Raw genomic sequence first — 11,985 nt, 5'->3', positions numbered from 1 at the left:
TGTCATCGTTGTTTGCAGGCGGTCGTCGCGATGTCGAATTCTGAAATTCTTCTGTCTATCTGTGTTCCCACCTATAATCGCCAGTTCCTGCTGGAGCGGAATGTGTCTTTCCATCTGGAGCGATTCCGGGAACTGCAGGTGCCTTTCGAAATCGTCCTCGTCGACGATTGTTCGACGGATAACACTGCGGCCTATATCCAGTCTCTCGAGGGTATCCCCGAGATCAATGCCTATCGCCGGGTGAAGAATTCGGGCTTTATCAGCAATTACGCCTTCGCCATGCGCCGCGCCCGTGGGCGCTATGCCGTGTTTCTCGGCGATGACGACCTGTTGATCCCGGAAAAGGTCAAGGAATATGTAGAGATCATGGAGCGCGATCCTGGTATCGGCATGGTGCAGGCACCGTGGATGCTGGTGGATGCGCGCGGTGGACAACGAGACGTCGGGCCCTTCTACCGCGTCCCTGGGCCCACGCGGATCTCGCAAGGTGATTACTCCGCCTTTCTCAATTTCATCTTCGCCAATCACGCATTCCCGGAATTCCTGATCGTTCGCCGCGACGTTTTGGCAAAATCGATCTCCAGTGCGACGCCCTTCATTTTCTGGGCCTATCTCTATACCGGACGGGCCCTAGACAAGACCGACATCCTATTCATGCCCGAGCCATTCGCGCGTGTGACAGCCGTGTCCGACGACCCACGCATGCAGCAGGGGAACAATGAATGCATGTTCCAGTGGGACACCTATCGCGGCGGGCTGGAATACCTCGCATCGCTGATGTGGCGCGATAAAACGCCATCCTCCTTCGAACGTGAGGAGTTTATGCGAAAGCTGATGGAGTTCATGATCAACCGCCAGGGCGTCGCACTCAGGCTGCATATCGAAACCGGGAATTGGCCGGAGGCCTACATCCTCTACCACCGCATGTCGGCTTACGCGAACCTGCCGATTTCAGGCTCTTCGCCGGACACGATCAAGAAACTGGCCGGCCTGTTCGTCGCCACCAAAGAGGCGGAAGCCTACAGCCTCCAGCCGGTCATTGTCGACCCGATGCTTACCGACGAGATCGTCAACCTGTTGCCGGCAAGTCTGAAGGGACGTTTGACACGGCAGATACCCGCCAGCGAAAGCGGTCCTCATGCATGGTTGCGAATGGACCCGAACTTTGGGGAGCCGATGAAACGCGGCGATGCCGGCTTCGACGTTTCCACCTATCTCGATCAGTTCATTTGATGAACGCATGTCGCCAGTCCTGTGCAAGGCTGGTCTGTTAACTGCGTTGGTATCTCGCGGATGGAGAAGTTGTTTATGGAAGCGATAATGAAGTTGAACTCCCCTCTCGCGTCAGCGTCTGCCGATCTGCCGATGGGTGAAGTCAGATTGCAGAGAATCCCAGTCGATCTTGAAGTTCCGACGACTTGGTTTCCCTCGGTTCTAGATGGCGAGCGTCATCGGGCGATGTTTGCGCAGCTTTGCACCGTGCTCGCGTCCCATCACTTGGATGTCCACCTCAAGCCCGTGGCGCATGGTATGCATCATGTAGCACGCCTTGCGCGGCCGAATGGCGTGGTGTTTTCCTATCACTCGATTGGTACAGAGCCAAATGTCTGGCGGATCAAGGAAACGCCGATTGCGGGTTGGTACTCGGTTGATGCGAATGGCTTTTCGGGCTGGAGTTCACTTGCGAAGTTTCCGGCACCTCACCTGGCTCGTATGCAATCGCTGGACCCAAGCATCAGTCGCGCCTATGTCTCGCACCTGAGAGAAGAACTCCAGCGCAAAAACGTCTCTAAGTACAGTCAGTCGTCGGAAGAGTTTTACGTCGATAAGCCATATGTATATTTTCCATTGCAACTGATCGACGATCCTGTCAGCGAGTTTTGCCGTATCAACCCCTTCGATGTCATGGTGAAGGCCGCAGAGCTGGCGGAAGAGAGTGGCTATCCGCTCGTGGTGAAGCGTCATCCACTATGTCGCTCTCAGGAAGTTGCCGAGGTTCTTCACGAAATTCAAAAGGCTTTTCCATCGGTTATTATTTCCAACGCATCAATCCATCAGCATCTGAATGGATGCCGATCTGTGATCGTAGCCAATTCGGGCGTTGGCATGGAGGCTTTGATGTACGCAAAGCCGGTATTCTCTTTCGCTGCCAGTGAATATGAGCTTGCAACGACCCCGATCACTTCACTTCAAGAGTTGGAGGTTGCCTTCGCGGCGGAGCTTCCGGACACTTCGGTTCGCGCGGCGCAGTATTTATACTACTACTTGGAGCAGTGCTGCTTCTCCATCTACGACACCGCAACGGTACAACGACAGGTTGGCCGTGTGCTTGCAAGTATCTCTGGCGTTCAGGCTCAACCCGCATCGGATGACGCAACTCTCCTGCAGGAGAATGAGCAGCTACGGTCCGCTCTCAAAAGCGCACAATCAGAGAACAGCCACCTTCGTACAGTCGCCACGCAAGCGGTAGAACTCGCAACCCGGCTGCAGCAACAATCCGGTGACACATCGGGCGCTCAATCGCGCAACGCTGCTCAGAATTTGGGCCAAGCGATAGCGGTGTCGAAGTCTCTCTATGGCGGCGCCATGGCTGCCAGTGTCGGTGAGACCGTTCTCGCAGAAACAATCCGTTCAGCCTACTCAGCCTATGCAAATATGGCTATCACCGCCATGCAAGCACCGGAGTTGAAAGGCCAGGTTGAGTCGGAAATGCTGATATCCGGATACGCCGCTGGTACGGATCCGACGCTTGCGCACAAAAATCGCAGTGCCTCCGATTATCAAAAGCTGCATGATTTTGACCGTGGCTATCAGGACAATAACTGGCTGGTCGATCATTGCGATGTCGTCGCATCGACGAGGCCTGGATTGGTCATCGAGGTCGGTTGCGGCAACGGTCGATTTCTACGCAAGATTTCCCCTATGGTCCCGAATGTAATTGGCTTGGACTGGGCGCGCTCTCCTCAACTTTCGGTTATTCCGGACAACGTTCAATTTAGAACGGCCGACGTTCTGAAGGACGAAATTCCGCAAGGCGACGTGTGCGTCTCCGCTGACGTACTGGAGCATTTCGAGCCTAGCGCCTTGCCGCCATTGTTGGAGAAGCTTCATCAGGCTGCGCGCTATAACTACCACGTAATCGCCTGCTACGACGATGGCCATAGTCATTGCTCTGTCTTCCATCCGGGCCAGTGGCTCGGATTATTCAAGGCGATTTCTCATGAGTATCGTCTGGTCGCTACCATTACTCGTCCAGGTCGCCCAGATCGCATCGCCTGCGTTATTACCAACATGCCTGGAACTGAAAAATTCTTCCCGAAGATCGGTCCTTTGGTTGGAAGTTGGCAAACAGACACTGGACAAGAAATCACGTTTTCCAACAACTATTCATTCAGTGTCGGCGGTGCGCCCGCAGGTGCATGGTTCCCAATGGCCAACGGAGCGGGAGCTATGAAGTGGAACGGCCGGGACATGGTCGATCTGCTGTCGCTCGGCGCAGACGGCAACACTCTGGGTGTTCAAAACATTGAAGGTGCAAAATTCTCTGTCCGGAGAATTGCATAATCACCTCATGAACCAAGCAAGACCAGTGCGACTTGTTGGATATTCTCAACCGCGCTGGACTTGTTTGGCTCTTTAGATCCTCGCCAACCTGACATCTGCTACAGAATCGGATTCGATTTTCGGAAAAGCACGATGCGTCGATTATAATAGGTGGGACGCGCGCTGCTGCTCTGGGGTTCGTGATAATCCGCGCGAACACAATCCATAGCGCCGTGTTGCGTAGCGCATTTAATGCCTGCGACGTACGAGTCGCTTCTCCTTCTGTGGCATCCAACAATAGGTTTGCCGGACAGTTGCATCCATCGGGTATGGGAGATATCGATTCTTTTTGGAACACGCAGAAGTCGCAGACGTTTTCCCCTCGACAAACAGGAGGAGATGTCATGCTAAAAGGATTGCTGTTGTGGGCGCTGGGCGTCCCGTTTTTTGTCGTCGTTCTGCTTTGGATGTTTGTGTTCTAAGCACCACAGAGACGATCATGGAATCGAAAAAGGCGCCGGGACAATCCGGCGCCTTTTCGTTTATTCCAGCTCGTCCAGAAGTCTGGATGCGGATTTTGCATTCGTCCTTCGAATTTCGATCTCATCACGCCTGGACGCGAGCAATTCACCAGCGAGCAGCGCTTCCGCAAGATCGGCGGGGAGCGAGAGGATGACGCGTTCGCCGTCGGAAATCTTGCCCGTGTCGCTACGCTTGCCGACAATCATGCCGCCCGCCACCGTGTTGTTGGTGTCCGGATCGATCAGGATGAAGGAGCCCGTGGAGCGGTTCTGCTCGTAAGGGTCGAAAATCGCCGTTTCGTCAAAGCTCAGGCGTACCTTGCCGATGGCGTTCATCGGCAGTGTTTCGGCATGGGCCTGCCAGTGGCCGTTTTTCAGGTCCAACTGGGTGACCGGCTGAACGCTGACGCGCTGGCGGCGGCTGCCGCTCTTGAGCCAGTAGCGCTTGTTCGGCTCGATGCCACCCGGCTGCAGTGCGACGATCTGCGCGTCGAAAGCGAGACCCGTCTGGGGTTGGGCGTCGATGGACACGATCATGTCGCCGCGCGAGACATCGACCTGACGATCGAGAACCAGCGTGATCGCGTCACCGGCAACGGCAGCATTGCGCACCAGATCGAAGGTGACGATCTGCTTGACGTTGGCCACCATGCCCGATGGCAGGATGACGACAGAGTCACCAGGCTTCACAGCGCCGCCAGCCACGGTGCCTTGATAGCCGCGGAAGCTTTCGCCTGGGCGAGAGACGCGCTGAACGGGCAGGCGGAAGCCGCCTGTCTGGGTGGAGCGAACCGTTGCAAGCTCCAGCGTCTCGACGAGCGTCGGGCCATCATACCAAGGCATGGAGGCCTTGCCGGAGAGAACGACATTCTCGCCCTTCAGCGCCGACATCGGAATGGCGACGATCTGCTTGATGCCGAGCGACAGAGCAAATTCCTTGAAGTCGTGCGCGATCAGCTCAAAACCGGCCTTGTCGTAATTGGTCAGGTCGATCTTGTTGACCGCGAGCACGAACTGGCGAATGCCCATCAGCGCCGCGATCGTGGCGTGACGGCGCGTCTGTTCCAGAATTCCGGTGCGGGCGTCCACCAGAAGCACCGCAAGATCGGCGGTGGAGGCACCGGTTGCCATGTTGCGGGTATATTGCTCGTGTCCGGGCGTATCCGCGACGATGAAGGCACGCTTGTCGGTGGCGAAATAGCGATAAGCGACATCGATGGTGATGCCCTGTTCGCGCTCGGCCTGGAGACCGTCGAGAAGCAGCGCGAAATCGGGGAGGCCGAGGTCGTTCTGCTTACCGCTGTCGCGTCTCAGCGTTGCGGCCTGGTCTTCCTTCACCGCCTTGGTGTCCCAGAGCAGACGGCCGATCAGTGTCGACTTGCCGTCATCCACGCTGCCGCAGGTGATGAGGCGAAGCGGTCTTGTATCCTTGACGGCTTTCGCCGGCTCGACGAAGGGCAGGATGGTGGCGGATTGCGCCGTGGAGGTCTGTGTCATCAGAAGTAGCCCTCGCGCTTTTTCTTTTCCATGGAACCCGACTGGTCGCGGTCGATGGCGCGGCCCTGTCGTTCGGAGACGGTGGCGATCTCAAGCTCGGCGATGACCTCGTCCAGCGTCGTGGCCTCGGAATGGATCGCGCCCGTCAGCGGGAAGCAGCCGAGTGTGCGGAAGCGGATCGAATCATATTTCACTTCTTCGCCGGGCTGCAGTTCCAGCCGTTCGTCTTCGGCCAGGATCATCATGCCATCGCGCTCGATATAGGGGCGCTCCTTGGCGTAGTAGAGCGGAACAAGCGGGATGTTTTCCGCCTGGATGTAGCGCCAGATATCGACTTCCGTCCAGTTGGAGAGCGGGAAGGCGCGCACGCTCTCGCCCTGGCGCACCATGCCATTATAGATGTTCCAGAGTTCCGGACGCTGGTTGCGCGGGTCCCATTTGTGGTCGGGCGTGCGGAAGGAATAAATGCGCTCCTTGGCGCGGCTGGCTTCCTCGTCGCGGCGCGCGCCGCCGAAAGCGGCATCGAACTTGCCGGCGTCGAGCGCCTGACGCAGTGCTTCCGTCTTCATGATGTCGGTGTAGAGCGCAGAGCCATGGGTAAATGGCGTCACATTCTCTGCAGCACCACGCGGGTTGGTGTGCGAGATCAGATCCAGATCGTATTCCTTGACGATATTGTCGCGAAATTCGATCATTTCCTTGAACTTCCAGCCGGTATTGACGTGCAGAAGCGGGAAGGGGATGCGGCCCGGAAAGAACGCCTTGCGCGCCAGATGCAGCAGCACGGAGGAATCCTTGCCGATGGAGTAGAGCATCACGGGACGCTCGAACTCTGCGGCAACTTCACGAAAAATATGGATGGCTTCGTTTTCGAGGGCTTTCAGATGGGGATCGAGCGGCTGCTTGGGTGTGCTGACGCTGGTGCCTTCCGTTTCCGGAACTGCATTGGACATTTTAAACTCCGGCAATGTACTGAATTGAACTGTTAGTTTTGTGGGGCGGGACTGATCGAGCTTTGCGCGGCTTCAGCCACATGCAGACCGCATTCGCGCTTCTCGTCATTTTCCCACCACCAGCGACCGGCACGCTCTGGTTCGCCGGGCTTGATGGCGCGGGTACAGGGCTCACAGCCGATAGACGGGTAACCGCGTGCATGGAGAGGATTGACGGGAATATTCTCCGCCGCGACATGGGCCTTGATCGCATCGATGTCCCAGTCCGCAAGCGGGTTGATCTTGATGAGGTTGCGCTCGGCATCATACTCGGCAAACGGCGTTGAGGCTCGATTGCCTGATTGCCCCCGGCGCAGGCCGGTTATCCAGAAACCGGCGCCTTCAAGCGCTTTGGCAAGCGGAATGAGCTTGCGCACATGGCAGCAGGCGTGACGCGCTTCCACGCTTTCATAGAAGCCGTTCAGCCCGTATTTCGCCGCATAGGCGTCGATGTCGTCCTGTTCGGGATGGAAACGGGTAATGGTGATCCCATACCGATCTTCGGTCTCGTCGATCAGGCGGACGGTTTCGGCAAAGAGACGCCCGGTCTCAAGCGTCGCCACGTCGATCGGCAGACGATGCGTGCCGATCGCTGCGGTAATCACCTGATCTTCGATGCCGAGGCTGGTCGTAAAGACTGAACGCGATCCAAGACCCGCGACGAAGGCCAGTCTCTCCGCAAGGGAAAGATCCTTCAAGGTCGCATCGAGCGAGCTCACATCCTGTAGGGAAAGGGTCTGCGGAGGCGTGTTGATCGTCATTTCTCGATTCCGAAACTTTACTGTCTCGATAATCTTCGAAAGGCGTCATCTTTTACAGAAACGCGCGTGCTTCTGTCGGTCGCTCGCGAGCAAATATCTCTCCTGCGACGACGTTACGCGCAAAAGACTCCCAAGAGGACAAGATAGCTCCCAAACCAATCCTGGCAATAAAACCTCAACCGTCTCGAATTGCAAGAGGATCAAGATATTTTCTGTAATTTTTGTAGAATATTGCTGGGTGCTGTTCTCATTCTTTCGTTTGAGGTCGTCGGCGACCAGCCCATTTTCGCGCAATACCATTCCGGTAACATAATTTTTGCGTGCAAGAAGTCGTCAAAGAGGGCAAGATTGCGAACTGGTTTTGCGCGTTGAGGGATTTCCGCGCATGAGTTGTTGCGTCGATCTTTCGCATCGCGGCGTTTTTCTTATTGCCGTAGCATGCCGCAGGGAAACACTTTTGCGAATAAATCGCAGCTGATTGACCGTAAGTTCTTAAACGCTACTGTGAAGCCGTACGCATCCAGGAGGGTAGTGATGTCGAAATTTCTTTCCAGCCTCAGCGCCATTGCGCTCAGCCTGTCAGTCACATTGGGTGCAGTCGGGCCGGCACTGGCCGACACAAAGCTCTTGAACGTGTCCTATGATCCGACGCGCGAGCTTTACAAGGATTTCAACGAGGCCTTCGCCAAGAAGTGGAAGGCCGATACGGGTGAGGATGTCAGCATCCAGCAGTCGCATGGCGGCTCGGGCAAGCAGGCCCGCTCGGTCATCGACGGTCTCGAGGCCGATGTCGTCACGCTGGCGCTCCAGAGCGATATCGACGCCATCGTCAAGAACAGCGGCAAGATCAATCCCGATTGGCGCACCCGTCTGCCGCATAATTCTTCGCCCTATACGTCCACCATCGTCTTCCTCGTCCGCAAGGGCAACCCGAAAGGCATCCACAATTGGGGTGATCTGGTGAAGGGCGATGTGCAGATCGTCACGCCAAACCCCAAGACGTCGGGTGGCGCACGCTGGAACTATCTCGCGGCCTGGGCCTGGGCGAATGAAGAATTCAAGGGCGACCAGGAAAAGATCAAGGCCTATGTCGGCGATCTCTACAAGCGCGCCCCGGTGCTCGATACCGGTGCTCGCGGTTCGACAGTCACCTTCGCACAGCGTCAGATCGGTGATGTTCTGCTGGCATGGGAAAACGAGGCCTATCTTGCGGGCCAGGAATTTGGCGAAAATGCCTTCGATATCGTCGTCCCGCCGATCTCGATCCTGGCGGAACCGCCGGTGGCCGTGGTTGACGCCAATGTCGATGCCAAGGGTACGCGCAAGGTGGCAGAGGCCTATCTGCAATATCTCTACTCCGACGAGGGTCAGAATATTGCGGCCAAGCACTTCTATCGCCCAAGCAACCCATCTGTCGTCTCCAAGGATCTCTTGAAGCAACTGCCGGATATCAAGCTCGTCACGATCGACGATCCGATCTTTGGCGGATGGGCCAAGGCGCAGCCGGAACATTTCGGCGATGGCGGCATCTTCGACCAGATTTACAAGCCCGCCCAGTAAGTGGATGATGTGCGAACGTCCGGGTGGCCAAGTGCCGCCCGGCCTGGAGCAGAATGGATCGACTGGCTTCACCGCCGGTCGAAAGCGCGTATGATGGCTGGTTCAAGCCATTCGTTTACCCGGAGCATCGATGAGCAATACCCCATCGCAAAGCGGATGGAAGTGGCGTCAGTCTAGCGTCTTGCCAGGTTTCGGCCTGACGCTCGGTTACACGATTACCTATCTCTTTCTCATTATTCTCATTCCCCTCGGTGGCCTTATCTGGTCCACCGCCCATCTCGGATTTGCCGAGTTCGTCGCGATCGCCACCGATCGCAGAACCTTGAACGCGCTTCGTGTCAGTTTCGGCACGGCCTTCATCGCAGCACTCGTCAACGCCTTTTTCGGCGTCATCATCGCTTGGGTCCTTGTCCGCTATCGCTTTCCGGGTCGCCGCTTTGTCGATGCGATCGTGGATCTTCCCTTCGCGCTGCCGACCGCGGTTGCCGGCATTTCGCTGACGACGCTCTATTCCAATAGGGGCTGGATCGGTTCGCTGTTCGAACCGCTCGGCATCAAGATCGCCTTCACGCCGATCGGCATCGTCATTGCCCTGATCTTTATCGGCCTGCCCTTTGTCGTGCGCACGGTGCAGCCCGTCATGGAAGAGATCGACCGGCAGGTTGAGGAGGTTGCAGCGACGCTCGGTGCAAACCGTTTCCAGACGATTACCCGCATTCTGCTGCCGGGCCTCGTTCCCGCCATCCTCACGGGTTTCGCGCTCGCCTTTGCCCGCGGCGTCGGGGAATATGGCTCCGTCATCTTCATTGCGGGCAACATCCCCTATGTGTCGGAAATCGCCCCACTCCTGATCGTCATCCGCCTTGAAGAATTCAACTATGCGGGCGCGACGGGCATCGCCACAATCATGCTGATCATCTCCTTTGCGATGCTCTTCGTCATCAATCTCATTCAGGCCTGGAGCCGTAAGAGGTATGGTTATGCCTGATAAAGCTCAAACCCTCCCGTCCAGGCCGTTCCGCGATCCGGCAAGCGAGGGGCTGCCAGCAAAGCTTGCCCTTTTTCTTGTCGTCTTCCTGTTCTTGGCGCTCTTTCTCGTGCTGCCTCTGGTAGCCGTCTTCGTCGAAGCCTTCCGCAAAGGTATCGAATCCTTCTGGGAGGCGATCGTAGAGCCGGATGCGCTTGCCTCCATCCGCCTGACGCTTCTGGTCGCCGCCATCTCCGTGCCACTCAATCTGATCTTCGGCGTGGCAGCTGCCTGGGCCATCGCCAAGTTCGAGTTCAAGGGCAAGGCCTTCCTCATCACCTTGATCGACCTGCCGTTCTCGATCTCGCCGGTGATTTCCGGTCTCGTTTACGTCATCCTGTTTTCGTCCCACAGCGTGCTCGGGCCCTGGCTGAAGAGCTATGGCATCGAGGTTCTGTTCGCCGTGCCGGGCATCGTCCTTGCGACCATTTTCGTCACGTTTCCCTTCGTTGCCCGCGAACTGATCCCTCTCATGCAGGATCAGGGAACCGGCGACGAGGAGGCCGCGATTTCGCTTGGCGCCTCTGGCTGGCAGACCTTCTGGTATGTCACCTTGCCGAACATCAAATGGGGTCTACTCTACGGCGTGCTTCTGTGTAACGCCCGCGCTATGGGCGAATTCGGTGCCGTTTCAGTGGTGTCGGGCCATATTCGCGGCGAAACCAATACCATGCCGCTGCATATCGAAATTCTTTACAACGAGTACAATATGGGCGCCGCTTTTGCGGTGGCCACACTGCTGGCGGGACTGGCGCTCGTCACCCTTGTACTCAAAACCATTCTCGAAATACGCTTTGGCGCGGGCAACGCTGCCGGCAAGCATTGAAGGGCATATTCATGGAAGTGAAAGTTTCCGGCATCACCAAGCAGTTTGATCGCTTTCCAGCGTTGAACGACGTGTCGCTCAACATCCGCTCCGGCGAGTTGATTGCACTGCTGGGTCCTTCCGGCTCCGGCAAGACGACGCTTCTGCGTCTGATCGCCGGCCTTGAGCAGCCGACCGCCGGCCAGATTTTCTTTGGCGATGAGGATGCCTCCCACCGTTCCGTCCAGGAGCGCAATGTCGGCTTCGTTTTCCAGCATTACGCGCTGTTTCGTCACATGACGGTGGCGGAAAACATCGCCTTCGGCCTGAAGGTGCGACCCTCTGCAACACGGCCGGCTAAGTCGGAAATCCGCAAGCGCGTCTCGGACCTTTTGGACATGGTGCATCTGTCCGGGCTGGAAAGGCGCTATCCCAACCAGTTGTCCGGTGGCCAGCGCCAGCGTGTTGCGCTCGCCCGTGCCGTTGCCATTGAACCCCGTGTCTTGCTTTTGGACGAACCTTTCGGTGCGCTGGATGCCAAGGTGCGCAAGGAGCTTCGTCGTTGGCTTCGCGAATTTCACGACCGTACCGGCCACACGACCGTCTTCGTCACCCACGACCAGGAGGAGGCCCTGGAACTGGCAGACCGCGTGGTGGTGATGAGCCAAGGCAAGATCGAACAGGTCGGCACGGCGGATGATGTCTATGACACGCCGAATTCCCCCTTCGTCTTCTCCTTCATCGGCGAATCGTCCAACCTTCCGGTCAAGGTCCAGAACGGCCAAGTCGTGTTTCAGGGAGAGAGCATCGGCCTCGCTGAGACCGGAGACGGGGAGGGCGACCTGTTCTTCCGTCCGGAAGACGTGGTGCTGACGAATGAGCGAGACGCACTTTACGGGAAGGTGACCACCTGTCGCCGCCTGGCCGGCACGCGCATTGCGGAAATCGATATCGCCAATAATGGACACGAACCCTATCATCTCGAAATCGAGGTGCCGCTGGATGCCTCTGTTTCCGTTGGCAACGACGTGCGCTTTCGTCCTACTCGTTGGCGGGTTTTCAGAACGTAAAAAGTAGAAAAGGAAAAGGGCCGCTTCGAGCGGCCCTTCCATGAGTTTGGTCATTGTCTCAGACCCGAAACGTTTTGCAACGCTTCGAAGGGAAGGCGGATCAGGCCGAGGGCTGCCTCGTCAAAATCAAATCCTTTCCATTGCCTGCTGCCAAGACCGAAATCTCATTAGACATTGGATCACCTTCCTTTCTCTACGTTGAACATAGT

The 11,985-nt window shown here is 57.0% G+C and carries 9 protein-coding genes; 6 read left to right on the top strand and 3 right to left on the bottom strand.

Annotation, left to right across the window (positions count from 1 at the left end; translation table 11 throughout):
• Positions 1-30 precede the first annotated feature (30 nt).
• Positions 31-1,233 carry a glycosyltransferase family 2 protein gene (locus tag PVA19_RS19560; RefSeq protein ID WP_274103895.1) on the top strand — a complete coding sequence of 401 codons (1,203 nt, stop codon included), beginning with the start codon at positions 31-33 and terminating at the stop codon, positions 1,231-1,233.
• An 87-nt stretch (positions 1,234-1,320) separates the two neighbouring features.
• On the top strand, positions 1,321-3,564 hold the full coding sequence (locus PVA19_RS19555; protein ID WP_162236278.1) for a capsular polysaccharide export protein, LipB/KpsS family: 2,244 nt from the start codon (positions 1,321-1,323) through the stop codon (positions 3,562-3,564).
• A gap of 521 nt (positions 3,565-4,085) precedes the next feature.
• Here the strand turns inward: PVA19_RS19555 and cysN are convergent.
• The 3 genes from cysN to PVA19_RS19540 are packed head-to-tail and all read right to left on the bottom strand — an operon-like array spanning position 4,086 to position 7,314.
• Positions 4,086-5,561, bottom strand: a complete 1,476-nt coding sequence (cysN, locus tag PVA19_RS19550; protein WP_062599483.1) for a sulfate adenylyltransferase subunit CysN — start codon at positions 5,559-5,561, stop codon at positions 4,086-4,088.
• Complete coding sequence (cysD, locus tag PVA19_RS19545) at positions 5,561-6,514, bottom strand: sulfate adenylyltransferase subunit CysD (protein WP_062425850.1); 954 nt, start codon at positions 6,512-6,514, stop codon at positions 5,561-5,563. Before cysD ends, cysN begins: the two co-directional genes overlap by 1 nt.
• Positions 6,515-6,546: 32 nt before the next feature.
• Entirely contained in the window at positions 6,547-7,314 is a 768-nt protein-coding gene (locus PVA19_RS19540) for a phosphoadenylyl-sulfate reductase (RefSeq protein ID WP_274103894.1), read from the bottom strand.
• A gap of 534 nt (positions 7,315-7,848) precedes the next feature.
• Between PVA19_RS19540 and PVA19_RS19535 the strand changes: the two genes are divergently transcribed.
• The 4 genes from PVA19_RS19535 to PVA19_RS19520 all read left to right on the top strand — a co-directional run bounded on the left by PVA19_RS19535 (position 7,849) and on the right by PVA19_RS19520 (position 11,776).
• Positions 7,849-8,874, top strand: a complete 1,026-nt coding sequence (locus tag PVA19_RS19535) for a sulfate ABC transporter substrate-binding protein (protein WP_062425847.1) — start codon at positions 7,849-7,851, stop codon at positions 8,872-8,874.
• Between the two features lie 130 nt (positions 8,875-9,004).
• A complete protein-coding gene (gene cysT, locus PVA19_RS19530) occupies positions 9,005-9,862 on the top strand; it encodes a sulfate ABC transporter permease subunit CysT (RefSeq protein WP_062438305.1) in 858 nt (285 codons plus the stop codon).
• Positions 9,855-10,727, top strand: a complete 873-nt coding sequence (cysW, locus tag PVA19_RS19525; protein ID WP_274103893.1) for a sulfate ABC transporter permease subunit CysW — start codon at positions 9,855-9,857, stop codon at positions 10,725-10,727. Before cysT ends, cysW begins: the two co-directional genes overlap by 8 nt.
• 11 nt (positions 10,728-10,738) lie before the next feature.
• Complete coding sequence (locus PVA19_RS19520) at positions 10,739-11,776, top strand: sulfate/molybdate ABC transporter ATP-binding protein (protein ID WP_274103892.1); 1,038 nt, start codon at positions 10,739-10,741, stop codon at positions 11,774-11,776.
• The last annotated feature ends 209 nt before the right edge of the window (positions 11,777-11,985 follow it).

The sequence above is a fragment of the Agrobacterium sp. CNPSo 3708 genome, from assembly GCF_028674915.1.
Lineage (GTDB): Bacteria > Pseudomonadota > Alphaproteobacteria > Rhizobiales > Rhizobiaceae > Agrobacterium > Agrobacterium cavarae.
The sequence above is the reverse complement of the archived record's forward strand: the minus strand, read 5'-3'. Positions and strand labels throughout refer to the sequence as shown.

Excerpts from the sequence above, each read along its gene's own strand:
- PVA19_RS19560 (WP_274103895.1), top strand. The coding sequence starts at position 31 with ATGTCGAATTCTGAAATTCTTCTGTCTATCTGTGTTCCCACCTATAAT.
- PVA19_RS19555 (WP_162236278.1), top strand. The coding sequence starts at position 1,321 with ATGAAGTTGAACTCCCCTCTCGCGTCAGCGTCTGCCGATCTGCCGATG.
- cysT (WP_062438305.1), top strand. The coding sequence starts at position 9,005 with ATGAGCAATACCCCATCGCAAAGCGGATGGAAGTGGCGTCAGTCTAGC.
- PVA19_RS19535 (WP_062425847.1), top strand. The coding sequence starts at position 7,849 with ATGTCGAAATTTCTTTCCAGCCTCAGCGCCATTGCGCTCAGCCTGTCA.
- PVA19_RS19520 (WP_274103892.1), top strand. The coding sequence starts at position 10,739 with ATGGAAGTGAAAGTTTCCGGCATCACCAAGCAGTTTGATCGCTTTCCA.
- PVA19_RS19540 (WP_274103894.1), bottom strand. The coding sequence starts at position 7,314 with ATGACGATCAACACGCCTCCGCAGACCCTTTCCCTACAGGATGTGAGC.
- cysN (WP_062599483.1), bottom strand. The coding sequence starts at position 5,561 with ATGACACAGACCTCCACGGCGCAATCCGCCACCATCCTGCCCTTCGTC.
- cysW (WP_274103893.1), top strand. The coding sequence starts at position 9,855 with ATGCCTGATAAAGCTCAAACCCTCCCGTCCAGGCCGTTCCGCGATCCG.
- cysD (WP_062425850.1), bottom strand. The coding sequence starts at position 6,514 with ATGTCCAATGCAGTTCCGGAAACGGAAGGCACCAGCGTCAGCACACCC.